The following is a 15,817-nucleotide window of genomic DNA, read 5'->3' as shown; positions in this document are numbered from 1 at the left end:
GGAAGGGTCCATCCCCCTTGAACCCTTCCAGCCCTGAGACCGAACCCAATTTCGGGTTCCGCAGCGCTCCGAAGCGCGGGTCGGACCGTCTGACAAGACGAGGCGCAACCGGCCCCGGGCCAGGCACCTAATCCAGTCTTCAGTCTGGCCATCCCGCCGGGGGTTCCCCCCGAACGCTCCGGCGGGACCCTGCGCAAAAGGCGGTCATGCAACTGGGGTTAACTCTCGTTCTCGCTCAGCTCATTCAGAAGGTCCAAAAGAAGTTCATGCTTCTTGGACCCCAGACGGGTCTTGATCCGCTCCGCCTGCGCGACGCTGACGGCCAGATTGTCATGGATGATCTGCACGCCTTGCTGGTTGATTTCCACGATCTGCCGCCGCCGGTCCGCCGGGTGCAATTTGCGCGCGATCAACCCCTTATGTTCCAGCTTCTGCAAAATGCGCGTCAGGCTTGGCAACAGCAGGCAAGCGCGTTGGGCGATATGGGTGGGTTCCTGGGGGCCTTCTTCGTTCAACACACGCAAAACACGCCACTGCTGCTCGGTCACACCGGCGTCCGCAAGCAGCGCACGTATGGGTCCCATAACCTTTTCCCGCGCCCTTAACAGCGCAATGGGTAAAGATCGCGACGTCAGGGGAAGGTCCTTAGACATGAGGAATTTTCGCTCAAAACAAGGTTTTGTGCAAGCAAACGCACGGATAGTTTATCGGTGACGCCGGTTTGTTACATGTTGGAAACCGGACTTGCAGAGGTGTCGGAACAATCGGAATTGACCTTGCCAGCGGTTTACCTATCACTGGTGGCCGCAGAACCCGATATCGTCCGCCCGCAGATGCATCAGTACAGGAGACCGCCGATGGCCGCCCCGACAAACACGTTCAAACAGGCTCTGAAACAGGGCAAACGGCAGATCGGCTGCTGGATGAGTTTTGCCGAGGCGGTCACGGCCGAGGTCATGGGCACCGCCGGGTTCGACTGGCTGGTGATCGATGGCGAACACGCGCCGAACGACATCCGCTCGATCCGGGATCAGTTGATGGCGCTGGCGAACAGCCCGTCTCATCCGGTGGTGCGGGTTCCGGTGGGTGAGACCTGGCTGATCAAGATGGTGCTGGACGCCGGGGCGCAGACCATCCTGGTGCCCATGGTCGAAACCGCAGAACAGGCGCGCGAGCTTGTTCGCGCTTGCCGCTACCCGCCCGAGGGCGTTCGCGGGGTTGGTGCGGCTGCATCGCGGGCCACCACATACGGAACGGTGGGCGAGTATATCCAGACTGCGTATCAGGAAATCTGCCTGTTGGTTCAGGTCGAAAACCGCGCCGGGATCGCTGCGCTGGACGACATTCTGCGTGTCGAAGGCGTTGATGGCGTCTTTATCGGGCCTGCGGACCTGTCCACCGATATGGGTTATCAGGGCAACAGCGCCGCACCAGAGGTGCGCCGCGTGATCGCCGACGCGCTGGCCCGGATCCGCGCGGCGGGCAAGGCGCCGGGCATTCTGGGCACAAGTGACGAAGCGATCGAGGCCTATCTGGACATGAACGCGCAGTTTATGGCGGTCGGCATTGATGTGATGGTGCTGGTCAATGCAGCGCGCGCGCTATCGACCAAGTGGAAAGAGGCATAGCCCCTCAACCGCGCATGGCGGCTGCTGCCTGCGCGTAGCCACCGGAAGCCCCATCGACGAAATGCACATGGTCGTCCCGCGTGGCCGACGGGACGAAGCAGGTCATCATTGCCTCGTCCTGCGCATGCAGGCCGTAGCGGATTTTACCGCGCGTGCGGGCCTGCTCCAGAAGCTGTTCGATCTGGGACTGGGTCGCCGGATCGCAATCCAGCGTCATTTTCAGCCCGTCGTCGAATTTTCGGAAATCGGCGTTGCGGCTGACCATACGCCTGTAGTGTTCCGGTTCGAACTGTCCTAGACGTTTGCCGGTTTTAAACAGCAGCGCGATCAGCAGGTTCTGGCCCAGAAGCAGCAGCTTTTGCAGCCACAGGCTGCGCCCCGTGCGCGAGACATGGGCGTCGATGCCCAGCCCCGGCGGCGGCCAGTTCATCGGCGGGCCGTTATCGGGCACCGGATGACCCGCCCGGTCGAGCCCGTCTGAGGCGGACAGGACCGATTGCGCCAGATCGGCAAAGTCGCTTTCGGTGGCGGTCGATGTGGGCTGCACCACGACCGACACGATCCGGCCATGCTGCGCCTTGCTGTTGGACCAGCGGCAGGACAGGCCGGTCAGATCCGGCTGTGCGCCGGGGTCCGAGGCGGGCACCTCGAACGTGCCAGCCTTCATCTGCGCCTCGGCCCAGGCAAGGCCGCCGCCCGAGAACATCGCATAGTCCACGCCGGTCGAGGGGGCATAGCGCGCAACGCGCAAATCCTTGTCGGCCTTGCGAATCTCGGCCACCGGAACCAAAGCGGCGCGCAGGGGCATCGCGAATTCCTCCTCTGCCCAGCGGCGCAAATCCGCGAGCGTTGTGCGGGCGGCATCGGCGGCGCTTGGGGGTACGGCAAAGCCCGCCCCGTCGCCGCCGAACACATAAGGAAACAGCCTGCCGTCCAGCGTGTTGATCATGGCGGAAATCACTGCCGCGCCCACCGTGTTCACGGTCTTGTAGCGGCCCTGCGCGATCTGGCTGGTGGAATCGACGATATCGGCCACGCCCAGCAGCCAGTCATCCGGCACGGCGGCAAATTCCGCCGGATTTGCCAGCCGGTTAAATTCGGTCAGCAAAGGCAGGTTTTCATAAAACCCGGAATGAAGGTCTTTCATTATCTCTCTCAAAAAATCTCTTTGGTAAGACGATAGTTCAAATGTCGCGCTCTGCAACGATCCACACGCGCTTGTGCATCGCGCTGTGCCGGGTGATATTCGGCTTGCGCCCTTGCCATCGACCGGGTGATCTATCTATTCAGCCCGAACAGCGTGGACTGACTTGGACAACGGAGAGCGCCGTGCCAGAGATCGAGGTGATCGCACCCAACCTGAAACACAGCCTGTCCGGCGTGACCACAACGGTCATCCGCCTGTTGCCGATTCAGAAGACCATGATCGGGATCGTGGCCACCGGCCCCGGCCTGCCCGACGATCTGCCGCATATCCCGCTGATCCGGGTACCGTTTCTGCCGAACCGCACCCTGCGCGTCTGGCATGCGCGCCGCAATACCGAGATGCTGATGGGGTTGTTTCTGCGCAAGATTCTGCGGCGGAACTTCAAGCTTCTGTTCACCTCGGCCGCGCAGCGGGATCATTCGGGGTTTACGAAATGGCTGATCGCGCAGATGGACGCGCTGATCGCTACGACACCGCAGGCGGCTTCGTTCCTTGAACATCCCTCGACCGTCATCATGCATGGGGTCAACACCGAGCTGTTTCATCCTGCCGACGACAAGCCTGCGCTGAGGCAAAAGCTGGGTCTGCCCGGCAGCACGCTGATCGGCTGTTTTGGCCGCATCCGTCCCCAGAAAGGCGTCGATCTGCTGGTCGAGGCCGCGATCAAGGTGCTGCCCGCGCATCCCGACACCAGCATCATCTTTACCGGTCGCGCGACCTCTGAGTTCGAAGCCTTCCAACGCGAGCAGGAACAGAAACTGCAAGAGGCCGGTTTGGCGGATCGGGTGCAGTTCCTTGGCGAGCGCCCGTGGGAGGAAATCGTCGAGACCTATCGCGCGCTCGACCTGTTCGTCGCCCCGGCGCGGCACGAAGGCTTTGGCCTGACCCCGCTCGAGGCGATGGCCTCGGGCGTGCCGGCCATTGCCTGCCACGGGGTCGGGGCGTTCAGTGCGCAGATCAGGGACGGGGAAACCGGGCGACTGGTCGAAAAAGACAACGCCGCCGCGCTGGCCGAAGCGCTGGACGACATGCTGCAGGACCGCGCTGCGCTTGCCGCCGCCGGGCAAACCGCCCGCGCCCATGTGGAGCGGAATTTTCGAATCGAAGGCGAGGCGCAGGCCATTGTCGGCGTTTACCGATCCTTACTGAAACAGCCCTGAACGGTATTGAACCGTGTCAAATCGGTGTGACGGCGCGAAATAAACCGAAACCCCTCTTTTTTCTTTTCTGCAACGCGGCTATGAACGCGCGTCCTTTATTCAGGAGACTAGGAAATGGGCTATCGCGTCGTTGTCGTCGGCGCCACGGGTAACGTGGGCCGCGAAATGCTGAACATTCTGGCGGAACGCCAGTTCCCCGTGGACGAACTTGCCGTGCTGGCAAGCCGCCGTTCGCTGGGCACAGAAGTCAGCTTTGGGGACAAGACACTGACAACCCAGGACCTGGCCACCTTCGATTTCACCGGGTGGGACATGGCGCTGTTTGCCGTGGGGTCCGCCGCGACCAAGGATTACGCGCCCAAGGCGGCAGCCGCGGGCTGCGTGGTGATCGACAACTCGTCGCTCTATCGTTATGACCCGGATATCCCGCTGATCGTGCCCGAGTGCAATCCGCAGGCGATCCACGACTATAAGAACAAGAACATCATCGCCAACCCCAACTGCTCGACCGCGCAGATGGTGGTGGCGCTGAAGCCGCTGCATGACCGGGCAAAGATCAAGCGCGTTGTTGTCTCGACCTATCAGTCGGTGTCGGGCGCGGGCAAAGACGGCATGGACGAGCTTTGGGATCAGACCAAGGCCGTCTACAACCCGATCAACGAGGTTGAGCCGAAGAAGTTCCAGAAGCAGATCGCCTTTAACGTCATTCCGCATATCGACGTCTTCATGGAAGACGGTTCGACTAAGGAAGAGTGGAAAATGGTTGCCGAGACCAAGAAGATCGTCGATCCGTCGATCAAGGTCACGGCCACCTGCGTCCGCGTTCCGGTCTTCGTCGGCCATTCCGAGGCTGTGAATATCGAATTCGAAGAGTTCCTCGACGAAGACGAAGCCCGCGATATCCTGCGCGAAAGCCCCGGTATCATGGTGATCGACAAGCGCGAGGCCGGTGGCTACGTGACGCCCGTTGAATGTGTCGGCGATTTCGCCACCTTCATCAGCCGCATCCGTCAGGATTCGACCCTCGAAAACGGTCTGAACCTGTGGTGCGTCAGCGACAACCTGCGCAAGGGTGCGGCGTTGAACGCGGTACAGATCGCCGAGCTTCTGGGCCGCGAGGTTCTGAAGAAGGGCTGATCGGCCTTGCGGTGAATTCTAAGGGGGCCGTTTCGGAAGAGGCGGCCCTTTCTTGTATCTTGCGGGGCTGCACCTAATTTCACATTATGCGCCCCAAACAGGAACAGAGGCAGAGCGTGCGTTACCTGACCGGCAGCGGGCTTGTGCGAACCTCGATTCTGGTTTGCGCGACCCTTTTGATGGGCTTGGTGATCCTTGGGTTCACCGGTCACTTCTTTGCGGCCGGAGATTCCATCGCCCTGCTACGGCCCCAGGTCGGGTTGTTGTTGCTTTTGTTCGGCCTGATCCTGCTGGTGGCGCGTGCCTGGGGCTACGCGCTGGCTTCACTGGTCTTTGCGCTGGTTGCGGTAGGCTCGGTTGCGGCGGGGCTGGTTCCGGCCCCGAAGGAGTGCGAGGACGGGTGCCTGACCCTTTATCAGAAAAACCTGATGTCACAAGCCTGGCCGCGCTATGGGCTGGCGGATGACATCCTGCTTTCAAACGCGGATATCGTGACGCTGCAAGAGGTCTCGCGCCACAATCAGAAATACATGAGCAATGTGTTCGCACATTACCCGAACTCGGCGATGTGCGAGTTCCGGCCTGAACAGAACGTGGCGATTCTGACGATGCTGCCTGTTGTTGAAGGGTCCGAGTTCTGTGTGCCGGGCGACGGGTTGGTCGGCGCTCAGTTGATCACCCCGAAGGGGGAGGCGGTCTGGATCGTCTCGGTTCACCTGCGCTGGCCCTATCCTTACAATCAGTTTGAACAGAGCAAACGTATCGCCGAACGCATTGAGCAGTTGCAGGGCCCGGTCGTGATCGCCGGGGATTTCAACATGGCGTCGTGGGGGGCCAGCGTGCGTCGCATCGGGCTGGCGGCGGGCAATCACGTTTTTGGCTCGGTCCTGAACACCCATAATCTGGGCAGTTGGATGATGCCGATGCCCATCGACAACCTTCTGCTGCCCAAGGGCACAACCGGCACGACCGAGCTGCGCCCGTTCATGGGTTCGGATCATCTGGGCATCGTAGCGCGTATCAGCCTGCCATAAGGCTCATGTATAGGCTCGGTTTGTCTGGTCGGTCAGTTTGCCCGAAGTCAGCGCCGCCAGCGCGACCATGACAGCCGCCGTGCCCAGCACCAGCGCCAGCCCGCCAAGCTGATAGGTCAGGCCCGACAGGACGGTGCCAACCAGCCGCCCCGTCGCGTTGGCCATGTAGTAAAAGCCCACATCCATCGTGACCCGTTCGGATTTGGTGAAGGCAAGGATCAGATAGGAATGCAGCGCGGAATTGACCGCAAAGATCGCGCCGAACACCAGCAGGCCCAGAACCAGCGTGACGGTCAGCCATGTCTCGGGGCCGTTTGAGATCAAAACCGCCAATGTCAGAGCCGCAGGTACGCAGAACAGCGCAGCCGCCCAGCTACGCGCCGCGCGGATCAGGTCGCCCTCGGCCCGGTCCGAGGCGCGCAGGATTTTCGGCGCGCTGGCCTGCACTGCGCCATAGAGGATTACCCAGACCGCCATGAATGTGCCGATCAGGAAAAACGCCGCCCGGTTGCCTTCCTCGGTGCCATCCGACAGGACCGCGTAGAAATAGATCGGGATGCCCACGACAAACCACACATCCCGCGCGCCGAACAGGAAGACGCGCGCCGCTGACAGCCAGTTCACGTTGGCGGATTTGGAAAACACCTCGGAAAACTTGGCACCCTTGCGGCCTTTGGGCAGACCGGGCGGCATCAGCAGGAAAACAGCCACTAGAATGATCGCCAGCACGATGGCCATGGCCAGCGTTGCCCAGACAAAACCCAGCGTCGCCAGAAGCCCGGCCCCCAGCAGAAAGCCAAGCCCTTTCACCGCGTTCTTCGACCCGGTCAGCAGGGCGACCCAGCGAAACAGCCCGCCGCCCGTGGTGGGGGCAAGCAGTTTCACGGCGGATTTCGACGACATCTTGGCCAGGTCCTTGGCCACCCCGCTGGCCCCCTGCACGATCATCACAAAGACCACTTTGGCCGGAATCGCCCAGTTAGGGTCTAGTTGTGTAAGAACCAGCAACGCCCCGACCTGCAGCCCAAGCCCGACATAAAGGGTCGAGGTCAACCCGAACCGCGCCGCAATCCACCCGGCGGCCAGATTAGTGCCCATCCCGGCGATCTCATAGAGAACGAACAGATAGGCCAACTGCACCGGCGAAAAGCCCATCGTATGAAAGTGCAACAGCACCAGCATCCGCAGGGCTCCGTCGGTCAGCATGAAGGCCCAATAGGCCGCCGTGACCGCGATATAGGCCGCCAGGCCCTCGGGCCGGTCCGTCACAGCGATTGTCCAACCATCAGCGCGACGTCGACCAGCCGGTGGGCATAGCCCATCTCGTTGTCGTACCACGCGTAAATCTTCACCTGCGTCCCGTTCACCACCATTGTCGACGGTGCATCGACGATCGAGGACCGTGCGTCATTGGTGTAATCGGTCGAGACCAGAGGGCGGGTCTCATAGCCCAGAATGCCCTTCAACTCGCCCTCGGCGGCGTCTTTGAAATAGCTGTTAACCTCGTCAGCCGTGGTGTCGCGTTCCACCTCGAACACACAATCGGTCAGCGAGGCGTTCAGCAGCGGCACCCGCACCGCGTGGCCGTTCAACCGGCCTTTGAGTTCGGGGTAAATCAACGTGATCGCCGTGGCCGAGCCGGTCGTGGTCGGGATCAGCGAATTCAAAGCCGAGCGTGCGCGGCGCAGGTCCTTGGCCGGGCGGTCCACGATGGTTTGCGTGTTGGTCACGTCATGGATCGTGGTCATCGAACCATGGCGGATGCCCAGATTCTCATGGATCACCTTGACCACCGGGGCCAGACAGTTCGTAGTGCAGGACGCTGCCGTGACGATGTGATGGGCAGAAGGGTCATAGGTGGCTTCATTCACGCCCATCACGATATTGGTGGTCGGGCCATCTTTGACCGGGGCCGACACGACGACCTTTTTTACACCGGCCTCGAAATAGGGGGCCAGCTTGGCTTCAGTCTTGAACACGCCGGTGCAGTCGATCACCACATCCACCCCGTCCAGCGGCAGATCGGACAGGTCCCGCGCGCCGATAAAGGGAAGGCGCTTGCCGTCAATCGTCACGCTGTCCGCGTCATGTTCAAACGTGGCATCCCAGCGCCCGTGCACCGTGTCGAATTCTAGCAGATGCGCGTGCATCTCTGGATCGCCCACCGCATCGTTGATCCAGGCGATCTTTGCGCCCTTCTCCAGCAGCGGTTTCAGGGCCAGCTTGCCCATCCGGCCCAGCCCGTTGACGGCGTAAGTTGTCATGTCAGAGCCTCATCAGATGTTCTGCCGATGTCGTCCACGGCAGTTTGCAATGCGATCCGGTCGAGGCTTTCGACCGGCAGCGATGTGAACGCCTCGATCCGCCGTTTCAACGCGCCATAGGCGTTCTGGAACGCAAGGCTTTTTTCGGCATCCGTCCCCGTGGCCTTGACCGGATCGACCATGCCCCAATGACCGCTGATCGGCTGACCTTCCCAGGCGGGGCAGTCCTCATTGGCGGCGCTGTTGCAGACGGTGAAAACGAAATCCAGATCGGGCGCATCCGGCCCCGAGAACTCGGCAATGTTCTTGGAGCGCAGGACCGAGGTATCGTGCCCTTTGTCCTGCAGCACCTGCAGCGCAAAGGGGTTCAGTTCAGAAGAGGGTATCGTCCCCGCCGAATACACGTTGAACCGATCCCCCGCGATCTGCCGCAGCAGGGATTCGGCGAAAATCGAGCGGGCAGAGTTGCCCACGCAAATGAACAGCACATTGAACTTCCGGTCCGTCATGATGTCCTTCCCTTGGTCAAAAGGCATGCAAAGATCAGGACGTCCCCGGCAGCAATCCACGATCAGGAAGTCGAGCATCTGCTGCACGTTTTTAATCTCAATCGAATAGAGCAGAGACGTCCCCGACCGCGTCTGACTGACCAAACCCGACCGCTGCAGCGCGTTCAGATAATTGGACATCGTGCTGGGCTTGATCCCAAGTTCCGAGGCCAGCTCTCCGGCCGGAACAGTGTCAGGAAACCGTCGCATTAACATGCGAAACACGGTGATACGCTGCGGATGCCCCAGGATGGCGAGTTGGTTGGTGATTTCTTCTATCATATTTCATGAAATACGGAAATATAAAAATTGAGTCAACTCGACCCGGACGCCGTTACAAAAAATTCACAAACCAAGGCTCGGGCCTAGAAAGCGGAAAGCCCGCGATGCGCATTGTGGCCAAATGCGCGCATCCGGACTTGCAGGCGCAGGATTGAAGGTTTAAACGAGCCTTCGCACCCGGTCAGCACCAGCTTCGGGTAACAAACGGTGCCGCTGTAGCTCAGCTGGTAGAGCACGTCATTCGTAATGATGGGGTCGGGGGTTCGAGTCCCTTCAGCGGCACCACTGCAATCAAATTTTATACTTATTATTAGATATTTAGTGGATTGAGGTACAATCGTACCCACCCTTCAAACCACCTTGATTAAGCTATTGGGCTTTGAATCGACTGAGACCGCGCAAATCCAAACTGAGTGTTGCCTGCCAGTAGCTTAAGCTACTACCGTTAACTACCAAAGATATTGATTCAGAGTAATTTGAAAGTTCTCGTTGAATGGCGAAAGAAAATGCTGCGATGTTTGAAGCCAAAGTTGCGAAATGGTTGGCAGATGATTTTGGCTTTTTTCACAAAATTGGACAAAGCGCTCTAGCCACATGGCACTCACTATCCCTTCCAAAACTCTCCTTCGTCGGCGCGGTGCATTGGGGTGTGCGCCTAGTTATTGCCGTCGCTCCTCCGGCTATTCTTTTTGGCGTTTATCAAAAAGTAAACTTAAACCAAGCACTCATTGCAGCGTGTGTCCTGCTTGCCTTACAGGTTCTTGCGGATTGGCTGGGTGGCATCAGAGAAAGGCGCAGAAAACGTCAAGACGCAACGTCTGAAGAAATCTGGGTTCGAATTGGTGATCTACTAGCTTCGGTTGATTCAACGGCTACTCCAGGACATTTCAAAGATGAAAGTGTAACTGCTTGCCTAGGAATTATTGAGGGATACTCCAGACAGGTTACAGATTCAAAAGCGGGTGATATCTCAGTTTCACTTGTGCTCTATGAAGATAGTCACCGTACGAAAATGACCATAAAACACCGCAATCCAGGTAACACTCGTCCAAAGCCTCGTACTTTTGGTGAATTGGATCGATTGTTTGGGCATTTGGCGTGTGAGGCCGGTCCTGAACCCAGGATAATCAACAATCTTCGCTGGTTTGGAAAGTCAAGTGTTGTAAGTCCGACTCAGTCCAATGTAGACTACAAATCAATTTTTATTATTCCAGTTGAAGGGGTTAGCGGGAAGTCCGGTGAAATTATTGGCTTTATTTCAATTGACAGTTCGCGCCCTTACGCGTTTTTTGGGAGCTACGGTGACAGAATTTTGGTTACAAGTTTACCATTGATAGACCATATTAGAGATCAAGTAGGATAGGAGGCGGAGATTAAATGCACTTTAGGCGCAAAGAAATGCCCGACTACCAACCCGAAAGCGAACCTAAGCGTATGCTCTCAATAATGAAGCAGACGCGCGAGATTCATAAGGCGCACCGAGCAGGAAAGATCACGGCGAAGGAAGCAGCTCGTAGGCTGAAGCTTTTGAAAATGGGTGAATCTCTTGGGACTCCAGATACGTGTGCTGAACCAAGCGCAGCGTAGCAAGTTTCAATTAGACTGCCGAACTGGCCACCACCAACGGTGGTTCCTTTGGAAACGACCTAATATCGAACCACTTGAAGCACGTCCCATCTGCGTTGCGCTTGTCGCCCATCATAAGATGTGCGCCCGTCGTCCTGTGCCGGATCAGCGCCGCTCTGAACGCCCGCAGGTCAATAAGCCACCAGCTATCAATTACCTGCCCATCCCGCCCTGCGTGACCGTAGAACATCCAGTCTCCGTGGCCGTTCACTATCTTGGATAGCTCCGTCTCTGCGCCAGTTGGTAGCTTGGCCCTGATGGTGAACTGGTGCGGGTATCTGATGGCGTAGCCGTGACGTCTCACCCTGGCTGCAATACGCATGTCTTTGGCGTCCAGCATCAAAAGGTCGGTGGCTTGGCAGTGGTCCAGCGGGTCAGGCGCGGCCTGTAGGATGTGGCTGCCGATGATACGTTTTATCTCAGGCAGGAACTGGTCCGACCAATGCCGGTTGACGGTGTAATAACTCATATCAAATCTCATAAATGAAAACGGGCGCAGGAAATGCCGCGCCCGAAAGTGTTGCCGGTTACGAGGCCTCTTCTTTGACTTCTTTCAATGCCTGTTCTGCCGCCTTGATTGTCTGCTCCATCGGAGCCAAACCCTTGATGTAGGCTTTCATACCAATCTCGATTGCTCGGATTTCTTGGTCGTCGAGCAGTTTCAGATTCTCTGAGAACTGATGCTCCTTTTTATGAGACTTGCGGAACGCTGCCGCCATGCCCATCGGATCGCCGCACCCCAACCAGTCGATGGAAACACCTTCTTCCTTGCACCAACGAAGAAACACATCGTCAATCAGGATGTCGCCGTCTTCGTCATAGCGCAGGCCTGGGTCAGGCAGGTCAAACCATCGGCAAAAGGCGGTCACGCGCTGCTGGCAGGTGATCAAGTCCGAAAAATCTGCAACAATGAAGTTCGGGTTTGCGTCGAAGTCAGTTGCCGTGGTCTCGGCGTTCATTGCATTTCTCCTTTTTCGGGTGGTTCGAAGTCGGGCTCCATGTCGAGGATGTCGGATGCAAGCTGCCCAATCACTTCAAGCAACTCGCCGTATCCCCTCATTGTCAGGTCGATGTTCATTGCGCTGTCGGAGGCGGCAACACCGGTACGAGCAAGCGCCAATATCTTGAGCGCCTTGTCATAGGTGTCGGTCTGCGTGGGAACGTCGAAGATTGGTCCAGACGTACCTTCTCCGTTCGCGCTGGCGCGTTGTTCTGGCATTGCTGTTTCCTCCTAAGATGATATTGTTCTAAAAAGTAACATAGGATATGTTCTAAATTGGAACAAGAGCAAAAAACGATTTCGGGTCAAATCAGAGCAGCGCGAGGACTTCTGGATATGTCACAGGCTAAACTTGCAGAGGCCGTGGGAGTGTCCTCAATGACCATCAAAAGGGCAGAAGGAACAGGCAAACCCTTCCCTGCAAAAAGAGCGATTGGTCAAATTCGTGAAGCGCTGGAGGCACTCGGCGTGGAATTTCTGGAGAGCGGTGAAGTTACCGGCGGACCGGGCGTCGCAATGAAGGTGGAGGGAGATACTTGAAAGAAATCAGTATCGCGACACGATCCGGGGGCCATGTGTCGTTCCAGTATATGTCAGGTCACGACAATGCTTCTGTTGAAGACGAACGCGAACGAGTTCTATCAGGTTGCGTCCCAAGACTACCTGAATGGGTTTTGTTGTCTGACATTGAAGGAACAATGAACGGAAACAGGGATGACTCACATTCTGTTGTATGCAAGCTTCATGATTTCCAAAGGTTTCCATTCGCACTGCATCTCGCATCGCTGCAGGCACCAAAAAGCTCAATTCAGGTCATTGTTGAGGATGCGCTAACCCAGAGTCATTGCTTTAGAATACTACATGAAGACGAGATAGAGGCCTTGCTCAAATACGCTGATTTTCCAATTCCAGTTGACATATCTGACCCAGTAACACTGTACCGGGGAGGTAATCCAAGTGGGTTATCTTGGTCACTTTCAAGGGACGTGGCGATTTGGTTTGCGAACAGCAAAGACGAAACGGAAATTCACGAAGTCACAGTGCCCAAGTCCTACATCGCCTTCTATTCAAACTCACGCGAAGAGCAAGAAGTTCTGATTTGGCCCAGCAAAGTAAATACGGTCGCTAAAGCAAGCACCAAGCACCAAAAATAAAGTGCGATCCGCGCCTCCATCGAAGCTCAAGGAATGCAGTTCCTGGACGAAGGCGACACGGCCAATGGGGTTGGGGTGGTTTCGGTTGAGTAGTTGTCGCAACCCTGAATATCGCGTGGTGCTTCAAAGTTGTTAAAACTGATGACGACCACTCCGCTTGCCGAGTAGGGTGGCCCATTTGTCTCTAAGTGCATGACCCCAACCTTTGTGTCGCCTTTCTGAATATTCGGCTATGGATGCACCCAGCGCTTCATCTCCCCATTCAAAAAACTCGTCGTAGTTGCGCGCGATATGATGAGGAAGGCTATCATTCACGCCTCGACGCGAAGGGTGGCCGATACCGATACGGTATGACTCACTGGTTATTGCCTGCTTGTGTTCGAAAGTTAACCAGTCTCGATAGTTATGCTCTGGGTGAGGTAGCGCAATAAACAAATCTGACATCAACACGCGATTGCTTAAAGCAACAACTAAGTTCTTCGAAGAACTGAAAATCTGGTGTTGCAGTGATCCAGTTCCACCGCGCCCAAATTTTCCAGTCTCAAAAGGGAATGTGTAGCTATTTAAAAACCCCACCTCAAAATCCCTTTTGTATTGTGTCAACTCATCAACAGTTCTTTGTGTCCGCTCTATCACCTCGTGCAGCGCAATTTGCTCTTCTTCTATAGCTTGCCTTTCCCGCTCAAGCTGTTCAGCTTTCCCTTCGGCGCTAGGACGCGTGTAGTTTATTCTGACAGTTTCGAGCCCATCGGTTTCTCCTCTGTCTTTGCCAATGTTAAGGCGATCAATAGCAGCAACTGCTTGTTTCAAGACCTGTTCGACGCTCTTCTCTTCTCGAAGCCGTAGCAGCGAACGATCAATATCGCGTTCGCGCATGGCTAATTCCTTTTGGCGCTCCACGTGGGGTGTGAGTTCTTGATTAAAATAGTCAATTCGCTCTTCGATTAGTGTATCGAATTCAGCACGTGCTTGCGCTCCCTCTAAAAGCTCGAACGCTTTGTCCTTAGGTACCGAGTTATCGTTGATTTCTATAGGTAAGTTGTGGAGTTGAACCATTACACCGCGATATAACTCGTCCCACTCCCAAGAATGGCTGACAAAAACGGTTAATGGCTTCATGTGATGTTCCCAAGATCATTCGCAAGTGAGATAAAACCTGCTGGATACTGGTTCACATTGCAAACCCGAAGATACGCGTTTCCAGCCCCCAGACTTGATACACGGCCCGTTGAGTCGGCCTAACAGGTTTGGGCTTTGGTTGCAGTCCCAATCGCCTAGATGTGCCTGGCGGGTGAAGCTCTGGCTTCCTGGATAACGTCGTCGGCGCGAGGCATTTTCTTTGTGTAAAGCCACAAAGTGCTTTATTGAACTCACATTTTTTGCATGGAGAGATAAATGAAAGGTCTTGCCGTAATTCCATTTATTATTGCCTTGGCAGCGTGCGACACTCCGACCGACATTGAAGGCACGGCCATTGACGCTGGCGAAGAAACCGCAATCATCAAAGGACTTCAGACGCCAAAACCGACCGACGCAGAACAAACCAATGCTGAAGTTCAGTGCGGTGGGCCCGCTACGTTTGAAACCGCGACGTCAGTGGGAGACGGATTTTACAACCTCAAGTTCTCGTGCGATTAGCGTTCGAACAACATTAGACACCGCTTCCGCGCCGCCATCTTGCGACAGCCTTCCTTGCAATACTTGGCGTCGATGCGCTTCCACTCAGGCATGAAGGTGCGGCAACAGGATTAGTTGTCCCTCGTTGTTATGGCACCTGAACCAAACGCGTCGGAACCTCCGTGAGAGGTGCCAAAGACACTCAAAACCGGCAAACCCTTGTTCCGCAACGCGGTAGCTGCTTCCTCTGTCAGAGGGGTCGCGGTTCCGGGATTTTGCAATACCGATATCGCCCAGTCCCTTAGCGGATCAGTTCTGGATTCGCCCGCCTTATAGTCCGGAGTTTCACTTACAACTCCAACAGCTATCTGCGTCATCGTAGCAGTTTGCTGACGGGTGCTGATTTGATTATTGAACCAAATAGCCGCCACACCAATTAGAACAGGCACAGCAAGTTTAGATATGATCTCTAATTTGTCCCAGGCATCTTTTGGGTCGCGCTCACCGAGCTTGATGGCTTTCCTAGATTCAAGTTCAATTTCACTTTCAGGTTTGTCAGCCATCGCGCCTCTGAGTCCTTGGGTTGATTGAAGTCCGTGCAAACAAATGCCCAAACTGATCTCAACTCAATCCCCGTGAATGAACGGTAGCCGCATCTTCCACCTCTCGGGCTAACTCAAGCAGACGGTTGCGCTCAGCCCACAGGGCGATATTGGCCTCCGAGATACGCTTACGGCCCTCTGGTGTCTTTGCGCCGGTTGAAAGACCACCATGCAGGCGGCAGCGGGCCTTGCCTGCGAGAGGTACGGCTATGCACACACCGTCCTTTGTCTTGGCTCCGCAAATATTGGCTTTCATGTCCAACCTCTTTGGAAATCTGGACGTTGCGTGCCGGGATACTTAGATTGATGCCATGACCCCAGCCGAAACTCCGTTAGCTTTAGAAGTGGCCGCAGGCATTCTGATTGCCTACTGCGTGGTATTCTGCGCCAAGTCTGCACTTGCACACTGGAACCGTGGCGAGGGGAACATGGCTATTTTCATAGGCTTTCCCGTTGTACTCGTTGGGGGCACCCTCATTCTTGCTGGTATGGGTACAATAAGCTGGTAGCAGTATTCCCTGCGAACACGCCTGCTGCAGCGCCGGGGATTGCCCCTGT

Annotated in this window: 19 protein-coding genes and 1 tRNA gene; 9 read left to right on the top strand and 11 right to left on the bottom strand. The window is 56.5% G+C overall.

The window, feature by feature from the left end:
- Positions 1-218: 218 nt before the first annotated feature.
- Positions 219-653 carry a homoprotocatechuate degradation operon regulator HpaR gene (gene hpaR, locus ACR0NJ_RS15400; protein ID WP_480818018.1) on the bottom strand — a complete coding sequence of 145 codons (435 nt, stop codon included), beginning with the start codon at positions 651-653 and terminating at the stop codon, positions 219-221.
- A 204-nt stretch (positions 654-857) separates the two neighbouring features.
- On the opposite strand from hpaR, the gene ACR0NJ_RS15395 reads away from it, so the two are divergent.
- Positions 858-1,628, top strand: coding sequence for an HpcH/HpaI aldolase family protein (locus ACR0NJ_RS15395; RefSeq protein ID WP_480818017.1), 771 nt, complete (start codon positions 858-860; stop codon positions 1,626-1,628).
- Positions 1,629-1,632: 4 nt separating this feature from the next.
- Here the strand turns inward: ACR0NJ_RS15395 and ACR0NJ_RS15390 are convergent, their stop codons facing one another.
- Positions 1,633-2,775 carry a DUF3095 domain-containing protein gene (locus ACR0NJ_RS15390; protein WP_480818016.1) on the bottom strand — a complete coding sequence of 381 codons (1,143 nt, stop codon included), beginning with the start codon at positions 2,773-2,775 and terminating at the stop codon, positions 1,633-1,635.
- Positions 2,776-2,957: 182 nt separating this feature from the next.
- On the opposite strand from ACR0NJ_RS15390, the gene ACR0NJ_RS15385 reads away from it, so the two are divergent.
- The 3 genes from ACR0NJ_RS15385 (at position 2,958) to ACR0NJ_RS15375 (ending at position 6,166) form a co-directional block, all read left to right on the top strand.
- Positions 2,958-3,995 carry a glycosyltransferase family 4 protein gene (locus tag ACR0NJ_RS15385; RefSeq protein ID WP_480818015.1) on the top strand — a complete coding sequence of 346 codons (1,038 nt, stop codon included), beginning with the start codon at positions 2,958-2,960 and terminating at the stop codon, positions 3,993-3,995.
- Between the two features lie 114 nt (positions 3,996-4,109).
- The gene (locus tag ACR0NJ_RS15380) at positions 4,110-5,132 is read left to right on the top strand and encodes an aspartate-semialdehyde dehydrogenase (protein WP_480818014.1); all 1,023 of its coding nucleotides are present in this window, start codon (positions 4,110-4,112) and stop codon (positions 5,130-5,132) included.
- Between the two features lie 116 nt (positions 5,133-5,248).
- The gene (locus ACR0NJ_RS15375; protein ID WP_480818013.1) at positions 5,249-6,166 is read left to right on the top strand and encodes an endonuclease/exonuclease/phosphatase family protein; all 918 of its coding nucleotides are present in this window, start codon (positions 5,249-5,251) and stop codon (positions 6,164-6,166) included.
- Positions 6,167-6,169: 3 nt separating this feature from the next.
- Here ACR0NJ_RS15375 and arsJ read toward each other — a convergent pair whose 3' ends face one another.
- Genes arsJ through ACR0NJ_RS15360 form a run of 3 tightly spaced genes read right to left on the bottom strand, consistent with a single transcriptional unit; the run spans position 6,170 to position 9,260 of the window.
- On the bottom strand, positions 6,170-7,435 hold the full coding sequence (gene arsJ, locus ACR0NJ_RS15370) for an organoarsenical effux MFS transporter ArsJ (protein ID WP_480818012.1): 1,266 nt from the start codon (positions 7,433-7,435) through the stop codon (positions 6,170-6,172).
- Positions 7,432-8,430 (bottom strand): ArsJ-associated glyceraldehyde-3-phosphate dehydrogenase, encoded by a 999-nt coding sequence (locus ACR0NJ_RS15365; RefSeq protein WP_480818011.1) that lies wholly within the window; start codon positions 8,428-8,430, stop codon positions 7,432-7,434. The genes arsJ and ACR0NJ_RS15365 overlap by 4 nt, the downstream gene beginning before the upstream one ends.
- Complete coding sequence (locus ACR0NJ_RS15360; RefSeq protein WP_480818010.1) at positions 8,427-9,260, bottom strand: arsenate reductase/protein-tyrosine-phosphatase family protein; 834 nt, start codon at positions 9,258-9,260, stop codon at positions 8,427-8,429. The genes ACR0NJ_RS15365 and ACR0NJ_RS15360 overlap by 4 nt, the downstream gene beginning before the upstream one ends.
- Positions 9,261-9,469: 209 nt before the next feature.
- Here ACR0NJ_RS15360 and ACR0NJ_RS15355 point away from each other — a divergent pair.
- Positions 9,470-9,545 (top strand) — tRNA-Thr (locus tag ACR0NJ_RS15355).
- Positions 9,546-9,753: 208 nt separating this feature from the next.
- Positions 9,754-10,623 carry a hypothetical protein gene (locus tag ACR0NJ_RS15350; RefSeq protein WP_480818009.1) on the top strand — a complete coding sequence of 290 codons (870 nt, stop codon included), beginning with the start codon at positions 9,754-9,756 and terminating at the stop codon, positions 10,621-10,623.
- Positions 10,624-10,857: 234 nt separating this feature from the next.
- Here ACR0NJ_RS15350 and ACR0NJ_RS15345 read toward each other — a convergent pair whose 3' ends face one another.
- From ACR0NJ_RS15345 to ACR0NJ_RS15335, 3 genes are read right to left on the bottom strand one after another with little or no spacing between them, the layout of a single operon-like run.
- A complete protein-coding gene (locus ACR0NJ_RS15345) occupies positions 10,858-11,355 on the bottom strand; it encodes a hypothetical protein (protein WP_480818008.1) in 498 nt (165 codons plus the stop codon).
- Positions 11,356-11,413: 58 nt separating this feature from the next.
- Positions 11,414-11,845: a hypothetical protein gene (locus ACR0NJ_RS15340; protein ID WP_480818007.1), complete on the bottom strand. Its 432-nt coding sequence runs from the start codon at positions 11,843-11,845 to the stop codon at positions 11,414-11,416.
- A complete protein-coding gene (locus ACR0NJ_RS15335) occupies positions 11,842-12,105 on the bottom strand; it encodes a hypothetical protein (protein WP_480818006.1) in 264 nt (87 codons plus the stop codon). Before ACR0NJ_RS15335 ends, ACR0NJ_RS15340 begins: the two co-directional genes overlap by 4 nt.
- 159 nt (positions 12,106-12,264) lie before the next feature.
- Here ACR0NJ_RS15335 and ACR0NJ_RS15330 point away from each other — a divergent pair, with 159 nt between their 5' ends.
- Both ACR0NJ_RS15330 and ACR0NJ_RS15325 read left to right on the top strand, forming a co-directional pair.
- Positions 12,265-12,426 carry a hypothetical protein gene (locus ACR0NJ_RS15330; RefSeq protein WP_480818005.1) on the top strand — a complete coding sequence of 54 codons (162 nt, stop codon included), beginning with the start codon at positions 12,265-12,267 and terminating at the stop codon, positions 12,424-12,426.
- The gene (locus tag ACR0NJ_RS15325; protein WP_480818004.1) at positions 12,423-13,040 is read left to right on the top strand and encodes a hypothetical protein; all 618 of its coding nucleotides are present in this window, start codon (positions 12,423-12,425) and stop codon (positions 13,038-13,040) included. Before ACR0NJ_RS15330 ends, ACR0NJ_RS15325 begins: the two co-directional genes overlap by 4 nt.
- Positions 13,041-13,172: 132 nt before the next feature.
- Here the strand turns inward: ACR0NJ_RS15325 and ACR0NJ_RS15320 are convergent, their stop codons facing one another.
- Entirely contained in the window at positions 13,173-14,159 is a 987-nt protein-coding gene (locus ACR0NJ_RS15320) for a hypothetical protein (RefSeq protein ID WP_480818003.1), read from the bottom strand.
- Positions 14,160-14,435: 276 nt separating this feature from the next.
- Between ACR0NJ_RS15320 and ACR0NJ_RS15315 the strand changes: the two genes are divergently transcribed.
- A complete protein-coding gene (locus ACR0NJ_RS15315) occupies positions 14,436-14,678 on the top strand; it encodes a hypothetical protein (protein ID WP_480818002.1) in 243 nt (80 codons plus the stop codon).
- Positions 14,679-14,788: 110 nt separating this feature from the next.
- Here the strand turns inward: ACR0NJ_RS15315 and ACR0NJ_RS15310 are convergent, their stop codons facing one another.
- Together ACR0NJ_RS15310 and ACR0NJ_RS15305 are read right to left on the bottom strand one after the other, a co-directional pair.
- A complete protein-coding gene (locus ACR0NJ_RS15310) occupies positions 14,789-15,220 on the bottom strand; it encodes a hypothetical protein (protein WP_480818001.1) in 432 nt (143 codons plus the stop codon).
- A 58-nt stretch (positions 15,221-15,278) separates the two neighbouring features.
- On the bottom strand, positions 15,279-15,515 hold the full coding sequence (locus ACR0NJ_RS15305; protein ID WP_480818000.1) for an HGGxSTG domain-containing protein: 237 nt from the start codon (positions 15,513-15,515) through the stop codon (positions 15,279-15,281).
- Between the last annotated feature and the right edge of the window lie 302 nt (positions 15,516-15,817).

This window comes from Ruegeria sp. F11 (genome assembly GCF_056533855.1).
Note: the sequence above shows the minus strand (reverse complement) of the source record. Positions and strands in the feature narration are given on the sequence as shown.

Bases quoted from the DNA above. Each gene is read 5' to 3' on its own strand.
- ACR0NJ_RS15395 (WP_480818017.1), top strand. From the start codon at position 858: ATGGCCGCCCCGACAAACACGTTCAAACAGGCTCTGAAACAGGGCAAA.
- ACR0NJ_RS15345 (WP_480818008.1), bottom strand. From the start codon at position 11,355: ATGAGTTATTACACCGTCAACCGGCATTGGTCGGACCAGTTCCTGCCT.
- ACR0NJ_RS15320 (WP_480818003.1), bottom strand. From the start codon at position 14,159: ATGAAGCCATTAACCGTTTTTGTCAGCCATTCTTGGGAGTGGGACGAG.
- hpaR (WP_480818018.1), bottom strand. From the start codon at position 653: ATGTCTAAGGACCTTCCCCTGACGTCGCGATCTTTACCCATTGCGCTG.
- ACR0NJ_RS15365 (WP_480818011.1), bottom strand. From the start codon at position 8,430: ATGACAACTTACGCCGTCAACGGGCTGGGCCGGATGGGCAAGCTGGCC.
- ACR0NJ_RS15340 (WP_480818007.1), bottom strand. From the start codon at position 11,845: ATGAACGCCGAGACCACGGCAACTGACTTCGACGCAAACCCGAACTTC.
- ACR0NJ_RS15310 (WP_480818001.1), bottom strand. From the start codon at position 15,220: ATGGCTGACAAACCTGAAAGTGAAATTGAACTTGAATCTAGGAAAGCC.
- ACR0NJ_RS15335 (WP_480818006.1), bottom strand. From the start codon at position 12,105: ATGCCAGAACAACGCGCCAGCGCGAACGGAGAAGGTACGTCTGGACCA.
- ACR0NJ_RS15350 (WP_480818009.1), top strand. From the start codon at position 9,754: ATGGCGAAAGAAAATGCTGCGATGTTTGAAGCCAAAGTTGCGAAATGG.
- ACR0NJ_RS15380 (WP_480818014.1), top strand. From the start codon at position 4,110: ATGGGCTATCGCGTCGTTGTCGTCGGCGCCACGGGTAACGTGGGCCGC.
- ACR0NJ_RS15360 (WP_480818010.1), bottom strand. From the start codon at position 9,260: ATGATAGAAGAAATCACCAACCAACTCGCCATCCTGGGGCATCCGCAG.
- ACR0NJ_RS15315 (WP_480818002.1), top strand. From the start codon at position 14,436: ATGAAAGGTCTTGCCGTAATTCCATTTATTATTGCCTTGGCAGCGTGC.
- ACR0NJ_RS15390 (WP_480818016.1), bottom strand. From the start codon at position 2,775: ATGAAAGACCTTCATTCCGGGTTTTATGAAAACCTGCCTTTGCTGACC.
- ACR0NJ_RS15305 (WP_480818000.1), bottom strand. From the start codon at position 15,515: ATGAAAGCCAATATTTGCGGAGCCAAGACAAAGGACGGTGTGTGCATA.
- ACR0NJ_RS15330 (WP_480818005.1), top strand. From the start codon at position 12,265: ATGACCATCAAAAGGGCAGAAGGAACAGGCAAACCCTTCCCTGCAAAA.